This is a genomic window from Pseudoalteromonas sp. P1-7a, from assembly GCF_001401855.1.
In the GTDB taxonomy this organism is placed as follows: domain Bacteria; phylum Pseudomonadota; class Gammaproteobacteria; order Enterobacterales; family Alteromonadaceae; genus Pseudoalteromonas.
Window position 1 is genome coordinate 84,261 of the sequence record NZ_LKDU01000010.1, and the last position, 17,930, is coordinate 102,190.

At 43.8% G+C, this 17,930-nt stretch carries 13 protein-coding genes; 4 read left to right on the top strand and 9 right to left on the bottom strand.

Annotation, left to right across the window (positions count from 1 at the left end):
* The first annotated feature begins 1 nt into the window (after nucleotide 1).
* Together AN389_RS08770 and AN389_RS08775 are read left to right on the top strand one after the other, a co-directional pair.
* Nucleotides 2-895, top strand: coding sequence for a DUF4097 family beta strand repeat-containing protein (locus AN389_RS08770; RefSeq protein ID WP_055019640.1), 894 nt, complete (start codon nucleotides 2-4; stop codon nucleotides 893-895).
* A 95-nt stretch (nucleotides 896-990) separates the two neighbouring features.
* Entirely contained in the window at nucleotides 991-2,880 is a 1,890-nt protein-coding gene (locus AN389_RS08775; RefSeq protein WP_055019641.1) for a monovalent cation:proton antiporter-2 (CPA2) family protein, read from the top strand.
* A 74-nt stretch (nucleotides 2,881-2,954) separates the two neighbouring features.
* Here AN389_RS08775 and AN389_RS08780 read toward each other — a convergent pair whose 3' ends face one another.
* From AN389_RS08780 to AN389_RS08820, 9 genes are all read right to left on the bottom strand, one after another.
* Nucleotides 2,955-3,263, bottom strand: a complete 309-nt coding sequence (locus AN389_RS08780; protein ID WP_055019642.1) for a hypothetical protein — start codon at nucleotides 3,261-3,263, stop codon at nucleotides 2,955-2,957.
* A gap of 4 nt (nucleotides 3,264-3,267) precedes the next feature.
* The gene (locus AN389_RS08785; RefSeq protein WP_055015518.1) at nucleotides 3,268-3,630 is read right to left on the bottom strand and encodes a hypothetical protein; all 363 of its coding nucleotides are present in this window, start codon (nucleotides 3,628-3,630) and stop codon (nucleotides 3,268-3,270) included.
* Between the two features lie 332 nt (nucleotides 3,631-3,962).
* Nucleotides 3,963-4,676, bottom strand: coding sequence for a hypothetical protein (locus AN389_RS08790; protein WP_055019643.1), 714 nt, complete (start codon nucleotides 4,674-4,676; stop codon nucleotides 3,963-3,965).
* 162 nt (nucleotides 4,677-4,838) lie between these two features.
* On the bottom strand, nucleotides 4,839-6,626 hold the full coding sequence (locus AN389_RS08795; protein ID WP_055019654.1) for an alkaline phosphatase: 1,788 nt from the start codon (nucleotides 6,624-6,626) through the stop codon (nucleotides 4,839-4,841).
* 11 nt (nucleotides 6,627-6,637) lie between these two features.
* The gene (locus tag AN389_RS08800; protein ID WP_055019644.1) at nucleotides 6,638-8,221 is read right to left on the bottom strand and encodes an alkaline phosphatase; all 1,584 of its coding nucleotides are present in this window, start codon (nucleotides 8,219-8,221) and stop codon (nucleotides 6,638-6,640) included.
* 212 nt (nucleotides 8,222-8,433) lie between these two features.
* On the bottom strand, nucleotides 8,434-10,860 hold the full coding sequence (locus tag AN389_RS08805; RefSeq protein WP_055019645.1) for a TonB-dependent receptor: 2,427 nt from the start codon (nucleotides 10,858-10,860) through the stop codon (nucleotides 8,434-8,436).
* A 212-nt stretch (nucleotides 10,861-11,072) separates the two neighbouring features.
* Nucleotides 11,073-12,809: a solute:sodium symporter family transporter gene (locus AN389_RS08810; protein ID WP_200911303.1), complete on the bottom strand. Its 1,737-nt coding sequence runs from the start codon at nucleotides 12,807-12,809 to the stop codon at nucleotides 11,073-11,075.
* Nucleotides 12,810-12,910: 101 nt separating this feature from the next.
* Nucleotides 12,911-14,971 carry an alpha-xylosidase gene (locus tag AN389_RS08815; protein ID WP_055015514.1) on the bottom strand — a complete coding sequence of 687 codons (2,061 nt, stop codon included), beginning with the start codon at nucleotides 14,969-14,971 and terminating at the stop codon, nucleotides 12,911-12,913.
* Nucleotides 14,972-15,078: 107 nt separating this feature from the next.
* Nucleotides 15,079-15,846, bottom strand: coding sequence for a sulfite exporter TauE/SafE family protein (locus tag AN389_RS08820; protein WP_235575963.1), 768 nt, complete (start codon nucleotides 15,844-15,846; stop codon nucleotides 15,079-15,081).
* Between the two features lie 170 nt (nucleotides 15,847-16,016).
* Between AN389_RS08820 and AN389_RS08825 the strand changes: the two genes are divergently transcribed.
* The gene (locus AN389_RS08825) at nucleotides 16,017-16,766 is read left to right on the top strand and encodes a GntR family transcriptional regulator (protein ID WP_055015513.1); all 750 of its coding nucleotides are present in this window, start codon (nucleotides 16,017-16,019) and stop codon (nucleotides 16,764-16,766) included.
* Nucleotides 16,767-16,961: 195 nt separating this feature from the next.
* On the top strand, nucleotides 16,962-17,924 hold the full coding sequence (locus tag AN389_RS08830) for an aldo/keto reductase (RefSeq protein ID WP_055019646.1): 963 nt from the start codon (nucleotides 16,962-16,964) through the stop codon (nucleotides 17,922-17,924).
* Nucleotides 17,925-17,930 lie beyond the last annotated feature (6 nt).

Sequence of the window (17,930 nt, forward strand, 5' to 3'; positions counted from 1 at the left end):
CATGAGCTCATCAACTGTATCTAACATTACAAAACCACTTTCACTTATTGGTGGCATTTTATTATTAAGCGGCTGTGTATTTCATATATCGCCAAGCGTTGCGTCAGTAAAACAAACTCAGCAGCTTTCACTGCCCAGCAATAATCTAGAATACTTAAATGTGTTGAGCGGTGCAGGCTCACTTGAAATTAAAGGCTCGCCTAATGCCACCAGCATAAGTGTAGATGCCACAATTTACACAGCCGACATTGAAGACGAATACACACTTACCCTTGAGCAAAACGGAAAACAGGCAAACCTTGTTGCCCAAAATAAAAGCCAAAATGGCATTAACTTTTACAGCGGCCAATCTCCACATATAGATGTAGTTGTAACCGTGCCAAGCAATCTAAATTTAGATATTGATGATGGCTCTGGCGACATTGTTATAAGCGCAATGCAAAATAATATTAACGTAGAAGACGGCTCAGGTAGCTTATCTATAAACAGCGCTAAAAACCTCACCATTGAAGATGGCTCTGGCGATATAGCCCTTGAAAACATAACGGGTAACTTAGCGCTTATCGATGGCTCAGGCAGCGTAAATATTAATAATGTGAACGGTAATACGGTTATTGATGATGGTTCGGGCGATATGCGCATTAGCAATGTGCGCGGCACCTTAACTGTTGAAGACGGTTCAGGCAGCATTGCCATTAATAACATTAATGGCGCGGTTGATGTTGACGATAACTCTGGCGATTTAGTTATCGAGCACGTGCAAGCAAGCGTAACCATTGAAGATGGCTCGGGCAATATTCGTGTAAATCATGCTAAAGGGCTTACCATTACCGAATCGGGCTCTGGCGATGTAAGCATTGATAATATTAGCGGCCCTGTAAAAGTAGCCGATTAATTATGACTAAATGATCCATTTTCAGCCACATGACCCATTGTATTTTTAAAGCCACTAAGCCATGCTAAAAGCCTTGATGTTATTAGGATATACGCGTGTTAGAAATAGCTTTAATTTACTTAGCGGCGGCCATAGTGGCTGTACCTATTGCCAAGCGAGTCGGCCTTGGCTCGGTACTTGGTTATTTAATTGCAGGCATACTTATTGGCCCTTACGCCTTAGGTATTGTGGGGGATCAAACTGATGTAATGCACTTTGCCGAGTTTGGTGTAGTGATGATGCTGTTTTTGGTTGGCCTTGAGCTACAACCCGCCCGTTTATGGAAGCTGCGCCATTCAATATTAGGGCTTGGCGGCTTACAGGTCGTACTTACCGCCGCGGCTATTTTTGCGTTTTGTTACTGGTTTTTTGCCATGCACTGGCAAACCGCCCTCGCGATTGGTTTAATGCTGGCGCTGTCATCAACCGCTATTGTGCTGCAAAGCCTTGAAGAAAAAGGCTGGCTAAAACAAGAAGCCGGGCAAAATGCGTTTTCGGTTTTACTGTTTCAAGACATCGCCATTATTCCTATTTTAGCGCTTCTACCACTACTGGCTTTTGCGCCGCAAAGTAGCTCAAAAGAAATTAGCGACTCCATTATTGCAAGCTGGCCGGTATGGCAGCAAGTAGGCGTATCGGTAGCGGTTATTGCCGCCATTATTGCTGGCGGTAAATATGTATCAGCGCCGCTATTTAGATACATTGCACAAACTCACATGCGCGAAATATTTACTATTTTTGCACTATTTTTAGTGGTGGCCATAGCGCTCGTGATGCAAAGTATTGGTTTATCACCTGCACTCGGTACGTTTTTAGCCGGTGTAGTGCTTGCCGAAAGCGAATTTAGACACGAGCTCGAAGCCGATATAGAACCCTTTAAAGGCCTACTTTTAGGGTTGTTTTTTATTACCGTGGGCGCATCAATCAACTTTGAATTACTAGCGGATGAATTTACAACCGTTATTGCACTCGTTGCGCTGCTTATTGTAGTAAAAGCCTGCATTTTATTTGCCCTTGCCATCACATTTAATATTAGTAAAAAGCAGCGTTTACTGTTTGCCTTAGCGCTGGCACAAGGCGGCGAATTTGCCTTTGTACTTTTAAGTGTAACCACTACATTAAGCATATTAACGCCAGAGCAAACAAGCCTAGTGACGTTAGTGGTGGCTGTTTCAATGTTGGTTGCACCATTGTTATTAATGGTTTACGAGCAGCTACAAAAACGCACCAGTAACAGCGCGCCTGAGTTCGACAAGCCTGAGCAAATTAGCACAGCAAAACACGTAATTATTGCGGGCTACGGTCGTTTTGGGCAAATTATGGGCCGTTTACTGCACGCGCAAGGCTACGACATTACTGTACTTGATCACAGCCCAAGCCAAATAGAACTCCTTCGCCGCTTTGGCAATACCGTATTTTATGGTGATGCCGCACGCCAAGAACTCCTTGAAGCCGCAGGCGCACACACGGCACAAATGTTGGTGGTAGCAATAGACGACCCAGATAAAACTATAGAAATAATTAAGCTCGCACATAAAAACTACCCGCAGCTAAAAATAGTTGCCCGCGCTATCGACCGCCGCCATGCGTATCAAATGCTTAACTTAAAAGTAGATGCCTTTAATCGCGAAACGGTCGACTCCGCCATTAACCTTGCAGTAGAGGCGCTTGAACTGTTAGGTAACAATAAAGAAGATGCCCAGCGCGCCGGAAAACTATTTAGAGACCACGACCGCGCTGCGGTTGTGCAACTTGCCGAGCTGTGGGGCGATGACGCCAGCTACGGCGTAGCCGTGCGCCAACGCATGGAAGATTTAAAACAAGTGCTGCAGCAAGATAAGCAGGCACAAAGTGATTTAAATACCTGCGACAGCGGCGACTGCGAAGAAGGCCTAACAGAGCTAGCTGATAGACCTAAAAAGCCTGATGATGCTCATCTTGAATAGTTGGTTTTGAATTATTAGAGATAATGGTTTTGCCTCGTTCAGAGGCAAAACTTCTGAATAATTAATTTTGTATGTTACTCAACTTCAACGAATCCATCTTCGTCTCCTTTGAATTTTTCTTTATTTTTATTGCTCAACTCTTCAAGCTCTTTATCTGGCTCATCACCCATAGGCCAACCAGCATCTATTAAGCCTAAAAAATCCCCAAGGGAAACCCAACCAACAACTTTTATTGAGTCAGATTTAAGCCACTTTTCACCATCCCAGTTAAGGTAATCGTAAGAACCGAACCCAGTTTTATAACTAGACGCAACAAAGTATAAACCAGGCTGAACAGGGTTTGAATTTTCAACCCAATCTACCGGCACATTCACTTTTTTCATTATTTTAGTCTCCACACTTTTTCCTCGTGAATATAAACCAGTAGGCCACAGCCACAATAGCTGAACTATAAGCATAGATAAATAACACCCCGAGTTCTGATTTACTGGTTAACAATACTATGAATGTGGGAACTAAACTTAAAGGGAGTAAAAAGCGAAGTTTGAATTTATTAAAATGTTGAAGCAACAAAGCTATCGGCAAACCATAAAAAAGAGTTAAAAATGCAGCTAAAAGCCAGCCAACAAAAGTCATTATAATCCAAGGTTCAAAGCCAGTTGTAGAGACCACGTAACCTGTAGCAAGCGAATAACTATATAAAATTAGAAATGCCACCAATAGTGCAGGAAAAACTACAAATGGAGCCATACAACAAGCCTGTATGTTTTTTCGTGTCTTCTGGCTAAATGTGTTCATGCTAAATTACTCAAAGAGGCATTAATGCCTTTGTATAAAAACTAATGAATAAATTTAAGTGCTCTATCATTTAGTTTTATAAAGCATTTCTATGAACCTGTATTAGTATCAAATAGTATAAATTATTACCAACTATAAATATGTTGAAAATCGAGAGTTACTTTAGAGGTAAGAGAAAGCAGCCTGACGGTGTTTTGATGGTTGTGACTTTATTAACCCCATTAAGTAGGCCATAACCTCTCACTCTTCCAGCTATGAGCTACTACATTTAAACAGTCTAAAACCTAGTGGTGGTGACCACCTTGAATCGCTTTACCTTGCTGGTTATAAAACCCCGTTGCGCTGTGTTCTATAAAACCAAGGTTGATCATTTTTGCTAAAAACGGGTCGTTTTCGTTATCGCCAATATCGGCGTAGTCGGTGGTTTGGAAGCGATCCCATTTGGCAAACTGTGCAGTTATTTCTGCTTTATTACTGCTTACATTATTTAAGTTAAGCGCAGTGTGAGTGTGGTTTTTTTTATTGGTTACGCTAAAGCTTTTAACCAAATTCGACTTGGTAAATAAAGCGAGTTTAAATTGGTTGTCGCCTTGTGTAAGTGCGTAGTTTTTAACTTCATCGCAGCCTGTGCCTTGGGTGTTTAAAAGGGTCATTTTTTCGATTAAATGCGCATCCACCAGCTGATTTTTAGCACTCCAATTTTGTATGCCACGTACCTCGGATGGCTGATACTCAATACCCCGTTGCTGGGCATTAAAATAACGAATTGGGCGAATTTGCTTGTTAGCTAAGTGCTGCCAAAGCTCAGTAATAACCTCACGTTGGTGCGCTACTTGCGAGTTATTACGCCAAAGCGTTAGTGACTGTGTGCTTTGCTCATGGTTATGAGTATTGGTAATTTTATAGTCGGCTTTTAACTGTGCGCTATCAATATCACATTGCTGCGCTAACGTGCTGGTACTGGCAAGCGTTACCATTAAAAATAATGCAAGTTTCATTAATTTATCTCTTTTTAAACATCACTGTAATAGCCATACAATAACGACTTACAATGGCATTTTTATGACATAAAAAAACAACTCGCACAGGGTACGAGTTGTTTTTAAATACACATGCTATGTGCGTACTTTATATATTTAAAAAGTACGCTTTTATGTGTGTTACGGCGTTACTTTTTCGTCGGCTGTTTTAACTAAATCAGCCGCAAAGTCCATTACATGGAATAAAAAGCTTTGCTCATTAGTGCCTGTTACTAAATGAGCGCCTGGGCCCATTGCGTATACACCCACATCTTCACCTGCGTGAGTTTCTGAGCCAAGTGGTACAAGTGCCTCTTGGTGAAAGCCCGGTGCAGTTGTATCAACGTCTGATAAATCTACACGCCCAGTAACAGGTGCAAATGCATAACCCGCATCGGCATCGGTTTCATCGCCTAAATCCCTAAAGCCGCCACCGTTGGTGTAGCCCACTGTGGTGTATGGCATATCGTCGGCAGCTAGGCTTGGCTCGGTTTCGCCTACGGCAACAACTTTACCTAATATTGGGTTACCACGTTTAGGGTAGCCTGCAATAGTAAATACGTGGCTGTGATCGGCTGTTACTACTATTAGCGTTTCTTCTGGGTTAGTGTTTTCCATTGCCACTTGCACAGCTTTTGCAAACTCTACTGTGTCGTTTAGAGCATTGTAGGCATTACCCGCATGGTGAGCGTGGTCAATACGCCCTGCTTCTACCGATAAGAAAAAGCCATTGTCGTTGTTATCAAGCACGTTAATTGCTTTTTCGGTCATTTCGCTAAGTGAAGGCTCGCCCGCTACATCGTTTGCGCGGTCGGCTTCGTATTGCATGTGCGATTCGTTAAATAAACCAAATACTTTAGTGGCATCGTCGCTGATTGCATCAAAACCAGTTTGGTCCATAACGTATGTGCCACTTGGGTAAGTTGTTTGCCACTCGGTTACTAGGTTGCGGCCATCAGTACGATCGCCTTCTACTGCGCTAACTGCATCGGCTGAGTTTGCTGCTGCATCTTTAGGTAAAAAGTGACGTCGTCCACCGCCCATTACTACGTCTATGCCATCTACATCAATACCAGCAAAGCGCGCTTCTAGGTTGGCTTCAAAGTTTACTAGTTGCGATGCAATATCTTCACAGGCTTCAGTGCCCTCTGGCATATCTGAGTTATCTTCCCAGTTACGGTCAGCCGATTTAGCATACGTTGCTGCAGGTGTTGCATGGGTAATACGTGCGGTTGAAATAAGGCCAGTTGCTTTACCGGCAATTTCTGCAAGTTCTAGCGAGGTCACTAGCTCATTACCTTGGGCTGTTGAACACACACCGCGTTCAATGTCTTCATCTACGCCAATTACGCCCACATCGGTTTTAACACCCGACACCATTGCCGTCATTGTGCCTGCCGAATCTGGCGTTTGTGCATCTACATTGTAAGTTTTAACAAAACCTGAGTACGGCATTTTTTCAAAGCTTAGCTGGTAGTCTTCACCTAAGCCGCCTTCAAGCTGGCCTGCTAAAATACGTGCAGCCGTTACGGTAGAAATACCCATACCGTCGCCTACAAATAAAATAACGTTTTTAGCTTTACCCGACTCGGTAACCACACTTGCATTTGCTTGCTGTGTTTTTTCAAGCTGTGCTTGTGCACCACTAAACCATGCATTGCTTGTTAGTGATGCAAGTTGCTCGCTGGTAAGTGATGTAGCAGGTGCATTACACACTAAATTAGAAGAGGTCACTTCGTCGCTATCTAGCACGCCGTTGCCGTTTGTATCTACGCCGGTTTGGGTTTCTACACCGCCATTAACACATTGCTCTGAGCCTACTGCAATAGTGTTATCTACCGCGAGAATATTATTTTCGTCTTTGTCGTCGTCACTGCAACCTGCAAGCGCGACCATTACTGCTAAAGAAAGTACTGTTAATTTGTTCATGTTAGCCGCCATTATTGCTGAGTTAGTTCAAGAGCTTGATCAATTAAATGAAATACTACGTTTTGCTCAATTACGCCTTGAGCTAGCTGCGCACCAGGGCCCTTTGCATGCAGCGAAATATCTTCACCAGCATGGGTTTCTGAGCCAAGGGGTACAGTGGTTTCTTGATGAAAGCCAGGTGTAGTAGTATCAACGCCTGTAAGCTCTACACGTCCAGCAACTGGAGCTGTTAAATAAGCGGCATCGGCATCTGTTTCATCAACTAAGTTTCTAAACCCTAAGCCATTTGCATAGCCCACTGTGGTGTAAGGCATGTCGTCGGCAGCAAGGCTTGGGGTGGTTTCGCCTACGGCAACTACTTGACCTAAAATTGGGTTACCGCGTTTAGGGTAGCCAGCAATTGTAAATACGTGGCTGTGATCGGCGGTGACTAAAATAAGGGTTTCTTCTGGGTTGGTGTTATCTACGGCAGCTTGTACTGCTTTTGCAAATTCTATGGTGTCGTTAAGTGCGTTGTAGGCATTACCCGCGTGGTGTGCGTGGTCAATACGGCCCGACTCAACCGTTAAGAAAAAACCGTTTTCGTTTTTGCCTAATACGTCAATCGCTTTGCTGGTCATTTCGCTTAATGAAGGCTCGCCTGCCACGTCGTTTGCGCGGTCAGCTTCGTATTGCATGTGCGATTCGTTAAATAAACCAAATACTTTAGTGGCATCATCAGCAATGGCATCAAAGCCTGCTTGGTCCATTACATAAGTACCTTGTGGGTATTGAGTTTGCCATTCAGTAACTAGGTTACGTTCATCAGTACGATCCCCTTCTACCGCGCTAAGTGCATCAGCTGAGTTAGCTGCTTCATCTTTTGGTAAAAAGTGACGACGTCCGCCACCCATAACAAAATCAAGGCCGTCAACATCGGTACCTACAAAACGGGCTTCTAGGTTTTTTTCAAAATTTACCAGCTGCGAGGCAATATCTTCACAGGCAGTTTCGGTTTCTGGCATGTCTGAGATATCTTCCCAGTTACGGTCTGCCGATTTAGCATACGTTGCCGCAGGTGTAGCGTGAGTAATACGCGCCGTTGAAACAATACCCGTTGCTAGGCCTTTAATTTCAGCAAGCTCAGTGGCTGTTAAAAGCTCATTGCCCGCAACTGTTGAACACACACCGCGCTCTATGTCCTCGTCTACACCAATTACGCCTACATCGGTTTTAACCCCTGAGATCATCGCGGTCATGGTGCCTGCAGAATCGGGGGTTTGCGCATCTACGTTATATGTTTTTACCTGTGCCGAGTACGGAAACTCTTCAAAGCTTAAATAACCTTCTTCACCTAGCTCACCCGCGCGCTGACCTTGTAAAATACGTGCTGCGGTAAGGGTAGATATACCCATGCCGTCGCCTACAAACAAAATAACGTTTTTAGCTTTTGTTGTGTTTTCATTTTGTGCTTGAGCCGTTTTAGCAGTTAACGTGGTTTGGGCATTGGTATACCAGCTACTACCTGTTTGGCTTTGTGGTAATACATTGGCATGGCTTGCTGTACTTAACATAAGCGTTAAGCCAACTGCCGCAGCAATTTTTTTAATTTTCATCCTTTATTATTCCCATAGTGTAGTGGTTGTTTTTGCTTGAAGCGTCTGCCTCAAATTAGTAACCGCAGCACTATAGAAAATAGATGTGACCTCTAAGCGTACTTTTAATGAAAAAAACATGACTAAAGCATTACAAAAATAAGACACAAAAAAAGCGCAGCGTTTAAAAACGCTGCGCTTAGCACAATTTACACAGGGATAAATTTATAACATTAAAAACGCGCCTTAAACGATACGCCAAAGTAGCGCTCGGCATCACGCGGAATTTGGTAACGGAAGTTGTCGCCACTGTAGGTTGTTGCGTAACTTTCGTCGGTTAGGTTTTTAGCAATAAGCGATACTCTAAATGCATCATCTTTAAACGATAAACCTACACTGGCATTTAAAATACCGTAATCAGGTAGTAACGCCGCGGGGTTAAACTCGCCTACATTATTTGGTAGGTCTGAGTATTGCTCGTCGGTGTAAATGTAAGAGCCGTTAATGTGAATATTAAAGTCGTGCTCTGTTTCAATAAAGTAATCAGCACTTAGTGAGTATTTTAAATCTGGCGAAAAAGGCACATCTAAGCCAGAGCGATCAGTACATGAACCCTCAGCTACTTCTGCCGGACAATTAAATTCGTCAATTTCAGCCTGAATGTACGCAATACCCCCGGTTAAAGTAAGTGAGTCGGTAGCCGCCCACATAAAGTCAACCTCAGCACCTTGCGTGCTTACATCACCGGCATTGGTTAAGCGGGTAATACAGGTACCGTCTGAACAGTCAAAGTTATTGGCTTGAAAGCCTTCAATTTCGGTTCTAAATACAGCAAAGTTAAATACAAAGTCGCGGCTTGCGTATTTATAGCCAAGCTCGTACGCATCTGACTCTTCTGGTGCAATTTCGCGGCTATCGTTATCAGGGTTAAAGTTATAGTACACGTTAAAACCAGGGCCTTTGTAGCCTTGCGAGTAAGTACCGTAAACCATTTGGCCATCGCCTAAATCGTATTGCATACCTAAACGACCTGACACATTGGTTTCTTCTGCACTGCCTGATTCATCAGTATTTAGTGCAGCTGAGCGTACACCTACACCGGTGCGACCAAATTCATCATTGCTTACGCGGCGGTGTGTGTACGACACTTCATCGTCGGTGTAGCGAATACCAAACAGTACGCGTAAATCTTCAGATAAATCGTAAGTACCATCGGCAAAGGCTGCCCAGTTGTTAAACTCGGTGCTCATGTACGCGGTGGCCGATACAATATCGTTAGCATTACAGCTTACACCTAGGCTTTGCGTGTAAGTGTCTAAATCGGCCAATGCCGCATCAAGTTCTGCACCGGTTAAGTTATTTTGAGCGTAATACGCCATGGCAGCGTCTAGCTGGCCTGCGTTATTTTGACAACTCGCGTCACGGGTAAAGTTACGTTGCGAGTCCATGTTCCAGTAAAATAAACCAGCCACATAGTTAAACGGGCCTGCTAGGTTAGAGGTCACTCTAAATTCTTGCGAAAACTGATCCCACTGCTGTGCACCTAAGTCGTGTAATTGAAAGGGCGCGCCAAATACTGGCTCATTACTGTCGCCAGCAATCGAGGTAAAGTCGCCTTCGCGGTATTCGGTGTTATCCCACGAGCGCTGTGCTGTAATTGACGTATACGTGTAGTCGCCAATGGTTTTATCAACCTGTACCGAAAACGCGCTGTGTTCGTCAATTGTGCGCGACTCATAGTCGTGATCCACTTTGCGCTGGTCTAGGTCTATATCGGCAACACCATCAACAATGCCGTTGCTGTTAGGCGCAGCTTGCGAATCTGGGTTACGGCCACTTGGTAGGGCTTCTAAATCGGCACAACAGTCGTCATCGGCGTTATAAAATTCGGCAATAAATTTAACGTTTAAATCATCGCTTGGCTCGTATTTAAATACAGCACGTGCACCTTCACGGTCGTAGCCGTTTACTTTTTCGTTGTTGTAAACGTTATCAATGTAGCCATCAAACTTACCTTTAAATACGGTTAAGCTTGCTGCTAAATCATCGGTTAAACCGCCACTTACCACGCCTTTAAAGCGGTATTCGTTATCTTGATAAAATGAGGTTTCTACGCTGCCGGTTGTATCGTACGAAGGGTCTTTGGTTGTAATGTTTACCACACCCGCCGAGGCATTTTTACCAAATAAAGTACCTTGTGGGCCGCGCAGCACTTCAATGCGAGATACATCGTATAAATCGGCAAAAGCTTGACCAGAACGGCCAAGTACCACGCCATCAACCACGGTTGCTACACTTGGCTCAGCGGCAATACTAAACGAAATAGTACCAATACCACGCACCGTTAGCGCTGAGTTACGCGTTGTTGTGCCTTTTCTAAAACTTACCGAAGGCACAAGTGACTGTAGGCCCTCCATGTTATTAGCAAATGCCGAATCTATCTGATCACTATTCAGTACAGACACCGCTAGCGGTACTTCGTTTAGGCTTTGCGTTCGTTTTTGTGAGGTTACAACAATTTTTTCAAACTTATCGTTATCGTTTTGCTCTGCTTGTTGTTCAGTTTGCTCTTGCTGCGCATGTGCTTGCGTGCTTAGCGCTAAACCCGTTGTCATTGCTAACGTGACTGCCAAGCTTAAGACGGACTTTTTAGCTCTCATGTCATTCTCCAAATTGTGCGTGTGTGCTGTTAAATTACCGCGCTAGCAAGTGTGTGGGTTGCTAAAAAGCGGTGCCAGAGTGTTGTAGTTATTTTCCTTATATCTCTTATGTCTTATATAAGAGATATAAACTTAAACAAACTCACCCTTTATTGCAAACATTATGTGAATAAAATGTGATTTAAAATTTATATAAAGAATATAACGGCGCGTTATGCTCGCTCTAAGCCAATATGCGCCAAGCTGCTTGTGTAGCGTTTATGCCATCGGCGTACGCTCCACCAGCTAAGCACAAAGGCGCTAGTCCAAACGGCAACTAAGCTCGGTACAAAGTAAACGCTGGTGCCACCAACAAGCCCAAGGGGAGAAAACAGTATGTACAGGCTTACAATTAAGCTCACCAATACAATGGCGCAAGGCAACGCGTATTTCCAAGGGCTTAGGTTTACCTCGGCTTTGCGGGTAAATTTCCACGGAGTGGCAAGAGGTTTGTAATAACCAATACCTAACATAATGGCCAGCTCAATAAAAAATAATATGGCGTAAATATGGATAAAGTTAATGTCTACGTCCCACACAAATTTAAGCAAAGTGTAGGCAATAACATGAAATACAATCGCCACTTTAGCGCCCAGTGCAGGCACTTTACGAGTAAATAAACCCACTAACACAATTGTGATGACCGGAATGTTGTAAAATCCGGTAAATACACGAATTATGTGCCACAAACCTTCTGGGGCAAACATCAGTAACGGCGCAGTAATAAACGATAATATAGCAATTACAATACTGGTGGTTTTAGCCACTTTAATTAGCTTTTCGTCGCTTACTTGGTCTTTTTTCATTGGCTTGTAAACATCTAAACAAAACAATGTGGCAGCACTATTTAACAGTGAATTAAACGAGCTAAATACCGCACCTAATAGCACCGCTAAAAAGAACCCAGATAAGTACTGAGGCAGTACATCTTTTACTAAATGTGGGTAGGCTAAATCTATGGTTTGTAAGCTTTCGTGTTTATAAAGGTGATACGCAATTACGCCTGGGATCATCATCATAAAAGGGACTAGTACTTTAAAGTACCCTGAAAACAACACGCCCTTTTGGCCTTCTACTAAGTTTTTAGCGCCCAATGTACGCTGGATCACGTACTGATTGGTGCCCCAGTAAAATAAATTAGCGAGGATCATACCGGTAAAAATGGTACCAAATGGCACGGGATCGTCGCTGCTACCAATGGCGTTGAGCTTTTCGGTATCGGTGTTTACTAGGGTGCTTAAGCCATCGGCAAAGTTACCATCGCCAAGGGCAATAAGGCCAAGAGTTGGCACTAAAATACCAATAATTAATAGCCCAACCCCGTTAATGGTATCCGATACCGCAACCGCCTTTAAACCGCCAAATACCGCATATATAGCGCCCACGGAGCCTACAATAATAATGGTGACAATTAAGCTTGCTTGGTAGCTTAAGTTTAATAGGGTAGGTACATCAAATAACCTAAGAACAGCGATTGATCCTGAGTACAAAACAGAAGGGATCGTTATAAAACAATACCCTACCATAAATAAGATCACCGTCATGCGGCGTACGGTATCGTCAAAACGATCCCGCAAAAATTCAGGCAAGGTAGAAAACGCGCCGGCTAAATACCGCGGTAAAAAGATCAGCGCCATTATAATGGTGGATATCCCAGCAGTTACTTCCCACGCCATAGAACTGAGGTTGTAACCATACGCTGAGCCATTAAGGCCAATAAGTTGTTCGGCCGATAAGTTAGTGAGGATCATTGACCCCGCTATAAATGTACCTGTTAAACCACGCCCCGCTAAAAAGTAGCCGTCTTGGGTGTTAACTTCCCCTTTGGTTTTTTGGTACGAGATATATCCTACCAGCGCCATAAACGCCAGGCACGATAGCAGTGTCATGGTAATGTTCATACCTTCCATCTTGCGCCCCTTTTAGCTTACTTTACTCGGTAAAAAGTAAGCTAATATCTTTATTATTGTGTGTGTTACGTGTGTTGTGTGTGTTTGCTATTTACCGAGTTTTATTTTGGCCAAGCTGTTAGCTGGCTCATGTCTTGCTCTGTGTGTTGAACCTCTGGGCCGAGCATGAGCGTATCGCCTTTACGAACAAATACGGCCATTTGTGTAAGCTCAAGTGTTTCTTCGTAATACTTACCGCCCTCGTAAGTTTGCCCATCAGGAAAGCTCAACCATTCCCCTTGCGGTAAGTAAAATTTAACTTTACCGCTAGGTACCACACATGGCACAACAAGAAGTTTTTCGCCGCACATAAATTGCTGATCAAAACGATGTGCCAATACCTCATCAGGAAATGCCAGTGCCATGGCACGCTGAATAGGCAGCCCTGTTTGCTGCGCTTGCTCTGCACACGCTTGTAAGTACGGAATTAACTGATAGCGTAATTTAAGCGCTGCAAATACGGCGTCACTTGCTTGCTCGGTGTATGACCACGGTTCGCGAGGGCCAATGCCATGTAAGCGCATATGCGCACTAAATACCGACGCTTGCGCCCAGCGTACATAAAGCTCTGCATCGCGCGTATCTTTGTAAAAACCGCCAATGTCAGTTGCAAAAAATGGCCCGCCCGACATGCCCCACGCTAAGCTACCGCGAATGCTCGCTGCTAAACCTTGCCAATCGGCCTGTGGGTCACCGCCCCATTGTGCAGGGAATCGTTGGCTGCCTGTCCATGCCGATCGGCTAAACAAAAATGGCCCTGTTTTACAGTATTTTTCGGCGGCTTCATAAACGCAGCGGTTGTATAACATGCTGTATACGTTGTGTAATCTTATACCGCTGTCGCCACTGTGCGATACCATGTTTTCATCTTCTAGCTGTTCGCCAAAGTCTGCTTTTATCATATCTACGCCAAGCTCAAACAGTGGCTTGTGCGACTCCAGCCAGTATTCGTAAGCATCGGGGTGAGTAAAATCTAAAATACCCGACTCTGGTAATGGCGTAAGTACTTCACCAAAGGGGCTTAAATCCCACTCGTATTGGTACGCTTTACCTGTGCGTTTATCTTTTATTAGCCAACCGTTTTCGGCCGCTTTAGCAAATAATGGATTGTTTACCGAGATCATCGGGTATTCCCATACACAAATTTTAAAATCCATGGCTTTTAGTTCATCAAGTACAGGTTTTGGGTCGGCGTAACGTGTTGGGTCCCATTCAAAGGCAAAGCGGGTGTCGGTGTCTTGCCATGCACGGCCATCAAGGGTAATTACATCGCACGGCATGTTTTTAGCGCGTACTTCGCGGGCTACACTTAATAACTCGTCGGCGTCTTTGTAATATGCTTTTGATAAAATAACACCAAAGCTCCACTGTGGTGGCACCGGCGCAAAACCAGTTAGCTCGCAGTAGCGATTAATGCTTTGTGCAGGCGTTTGCTCTTGGTATAAAAATACATCTAATGCGTCGTCTTCTACTAAACACACATAAGCACGTTGCGACCAAAGTGCGTAACCTACGCCATGTGTAACGGGCGCTGGCGTGTGTACAAATAAATTCCAGCCCTCAGGGCTCCAAGCGTATGGCGTATTTTTATAAGATTTTTCGGCGTTTACGCCCAGTGCATCATGGTTGTATGAGCGAATAAGTTGGCCGCGTTTATCAAGCTTGCCCCACTTTTCACCAAGGCCGTATACGGCTTCGTCGTAGTTTAGCTCTAGGCTTAAAATCCAGCCGTTATTGGTTTTAGCCAGTGGTGGTAAACGATGCTGGCGCACAAAGTGGCCATCGGTTGCTGATTGCTGTACTAATTTGTCGTTTTTATAAAGCTTAAAGTAAAACGGGTCGCTGTAAAATTCTAAGCGGTAGTCACCGGCAGTGGCTGCAAAGCCGTGGTCTAATGTATTAAGTGAAAGCGGTAAGTTAGAAGGGGTGGTGGTTAATATTTTAAACGTCTCGTCATGCGTGGAGCCTGCATTTAAACGTAAACCAAACTGGCTTATGGTAACGCTAACCTCGCCAAATTGGGTCGGTAAAACTAGCACATGGCCTTGTAGCTTAGGCTCTGCAATTAAGCGTGCTGGCTCTATAGCGTTCCAGTCTGGCTCACGTAATTCAAATGCATTCATGGGAGTTCCTTAACCAATTATTAGTCTTGTATAAGATACAAGTTAAATAATTGTAATCCCCATGTCAACGTAAATAAATTCAAGTTAAGTTAATTTACGCCCTTGATTTAAAATATACTCGGTGCCGATGTAGCCACCAGCGAAACCCCACTTAAGCCCAGCAAAGTAATTGCTATTATACGAATCCATTTTGCATCAACATAAGGCGTTAATTTACGGGCAAAGTGTGTAACTAAAAGCACAAGAGGTATGGCCGCAGCAATTAAAAACATAATATCGAGCTCGGGTAAGGTGCCAAATAGCGCAATACCTACACGTACTATGCCACCAATGGTAAATACCGCAAGTAATGTGCTGCGTATGGCCTCAATAGACCAACTTTGTTTATAGCACTGAAACACCAGCGGCGGCCCCGACGTTGAAAACAGCCCGCCTAGCAAACCACTTACGCCGCCAGCAATTAAAAATGAGCCACGCCCGCTTTGCTTATTGGCTCTATCACGACCAATTAGCATTAAGCCACAGCATAATAAAATACTAATCCCTAAAATAAAGTTTAAAAACTGCGTTAAATGCGCCGACATATATTCAAGCAATATAAAACCTAACAGCATTAGCGGAATACCGGTATACAACATAAGTTTAAGCTCGGGCAGTTTTACTGCATTGCGGTTTTTTACCACCACAGTGGTTGAGTTAACCAAGCCTAATAAGCTGACTAAAAATGTAGTCGCGGTGAGCGGTAAAACATCTAGCAGCGTAAAGCTTGCAACCACCAACAACCCAAAGCCAAACCCGCTTAGCGTTTGCATTATGGTGGCTAGGCTTAGGCACAGCGCCATAAGCAAGATGAGTTCTAACGAAATACTGAGCACTTTAAATATCCTAGATGTGCGCTATTGTAGTGTAACGATTTGTTTTTAGGCATAATGTAAAAACAAACTACACGGCAATAGTTCACAATTAATTGAGCTTGCGCAAAGCTGCGCAAAAGTTTTCACCTATGATATAAATACAGGTGGATTAAATTTAATGGTAAATAACAATGAGTAACTCTATGTTTGATCACAAATTAAGTGGCCCAAGCTTGGCTTTTCAACCACTTTACTTACAAGTGGCTGATTATATTAAACAGCTCATTGTTGAAAGACGCTGGGTGCCTGGCGAAGTATTACCAAGCGAGTTTCGCCTTGCTGAAGAATTTAACGTAAGCCAAGGCACTGTTCGTAAAGCGCTTAATTTATTAACCGACGATAAAATAGTTACTCGTCGCCAAGGTGTTGGTACGTTTGTATCTGAGCACACCGCGCAAGATGCCCTGTTTAGGTTTTTTCCGCTGCAGGCTGACGGCAAAGGTGCCGACCTACCTAAAGCCGAGCTATTGTCGGTTGAACTTTGCCCTGCACCAAAAGATGTAATCGATGCCCTGCAACTTAATAAAAAAGACAAAGTTACTAAGCTTGTCCGCAGACGTATTCTCGATAACGAATTTTGCATGACCGAAACTATATACCTACCGCAAAGTTTCTTTCCTGATATACATCAAAGTAGTGATATTCCGCATACATTGTATCATTACTACCAAACCAAATTTAACCAAACCGTACATAAAACCCAAGACAGCATTAAAGCCGTTTTAGCAGATGAAACCGACGCTAAACTACTCGCTATTAAAGCCGGTGACCCACTGTTGTTGGTATCGCGCATTACCGAATCAATCGAAGGTAAACGCATAGAATACCGTTTGAGCAAATGCCGTAGCGATCACTACCACTACCAAATTGAACTTGATTGATACTGTTCATATTAACGCGCACTTATTAAATATTTTTTAAAGGCAGCAAACGCTGCCTTTTTGCTGCCTGTAGGTTTTTAGCCCCTTTCATTTATTCCTTACGCGTTAACATAGTGTTGACACTGTTAGATTCGTATAATAACTTATGTCTTATACAAGACCAAAGTCATTATGCAATTTTAACAGGAATTCCCAATGAGTTCATTAAATAACATCCCGCCAGTCGGGTTCGGTTTATGGAAAGTAGCACAAGAAGATTGCGCGCAAACAGTGTACCAAGCTATTAAAGCAGGTTACCGTCATCTTGATTGCGCATCAGACTACGGCAACGAAGAACAAGTGGGCGATGGCATAGCCCAAGCAATAAAAGACGGCCTATGTACCCGCGAAGAATTATGGGTTACGTCAAAACTATGGAATACCTTTCATGCGCCAGAGCATGTAGAGCTTGCCATTGATAAAACCTTGAGCGATTTAAAGCTCGACTACCTCGACTTATACTTAATTCACTTTCCGATTGCGCAAACGTTTGTGCCAATCGAAACACGCTACCCGCCAGAATGGTTTGTAGACCCAGATGCACAAAATCCCCAAATGGAGCTGGCAAAAGTGCCACTGCATTTAACGTGGCAAGCAATGGAAGAGCAAGTACATAACAACAAAGCAAAACGCATTGGCGTGTGTAACTACTCAAGCGCACTTATTCACGATTTAATGAGCTACGCCACAATTAAACCCGCGATGCTGCAAATTGAGTCGCACCCTTATTTAACCCAAGAGCGACTAGTAAGGCTTGCCAAACAGTACGATATTCCGGTTACTGCGTTTTCACCGCTGGGTGCGCTTTCGTACCTTGAGCTTGAAATGGCCGATCAAACTGAGTCGGTGCTTGAGCAAAGCGTTGTAAAAGCTGCGGCGCAAAACCATGGCAAAACCCCCGCACAAGTTGTGCTGCGCTGGGGCGTGCAACGTGGCACCGCCATTATTCCAAAAACCTCTAAGTTTGAGCGCATGAAAGAAAACCTCGCGCTGTTCGACTTTGAATTAACCGAGCAAGAAATGGCGCAAATTTCTGCGCTTAATAGCAATCGCCGTTTTAACGACCCTGGGCACTTTTGTGAAGCTGCCTTTAACCGTTTTCACCCTATTTACGATTAGGATAAT

Excerpts from the sequence above, each read along its gene's own strand:
- AN389_RS08830 (WP_055019646.1), top strand. The coding sequence starts at position 16,962 with ATGAGTTCATTAAATAACATCCCGCCAGTCGGGTTCGGTTTATGGAAA.
- AN389_RS08805 (WP_055019645.1), bottom strand. The coding sequence starts at position 10,860 with ATGAGAGCTAAAAAGTCCGTCTTAAGCTTGGCAGTCACGTTAGCAATG.
- AN389_RS08790 (WP_055019643.1), bottom strand. The coding sequence starts at position 4,676 with ATGAAACTTGCATTATTTTTAATGGTAACGCTTGCCAGTACCAGCACG.
- AN389_RS08770 (WP_055019640.1), top strand. The coding sequence starts at position 2 with ATGAGCTCATCAACTGTATCTAACATTACAAAACCACTTTCACTTATT.
- AN389_RS08785 (WP_055015518.1), bottom strand. The coding sequence starts at position 3,630 with ATGGCTCCATTTGTAGTTTTTCCTGCACTATTGGTGGCATTTCTAATT.
- AN389_RS08800 (WP_055019644.1), bottom strand. The coding sequence starts at position 8,221 with ATGAAAATTAAAAAAATTGCTGCGGCAGTTGGCTTAACGCTTATGTTA.
- AN389_RS08815 (WP_055015514.1), bottom strand. The coding sequence starts at position 14,971 with ATGAATGCATTTGAATTACGTGAGCCAGACTGGAACGCTATAGAGCCA.
- AN389_RS08825 (WP_055015513.1), top strand. The coding sequence starts at position 16,017 with ATGAGTAACTCTATGTTTGATCACAAATTAAGTGGCCCAAGCTTGGCT.
- AN389_RS08780 (WP_055019642.1), bottom strand. The coding sequence starts at position 3,263 with ATGAAAAAAGTGAATGTGCCGGTAGATTGGGTTGAAAATTCAAACCCT.
- AN389_RS08810 (WP_200911303.1), bottom strand. The coding sequence starts at position 12,809 with ATGGAAGGTATGAACATTACCATGACACTGCTATCGTGCCTGGCGTTT.
- AN389_RS08795 (WP_055019654.1), bottom strand. The coding sequence starts at position 6,626 with ATGAACAAATTAACAGTACTTTCTTTAGCAGTAATGGTCGCGCTTGCA.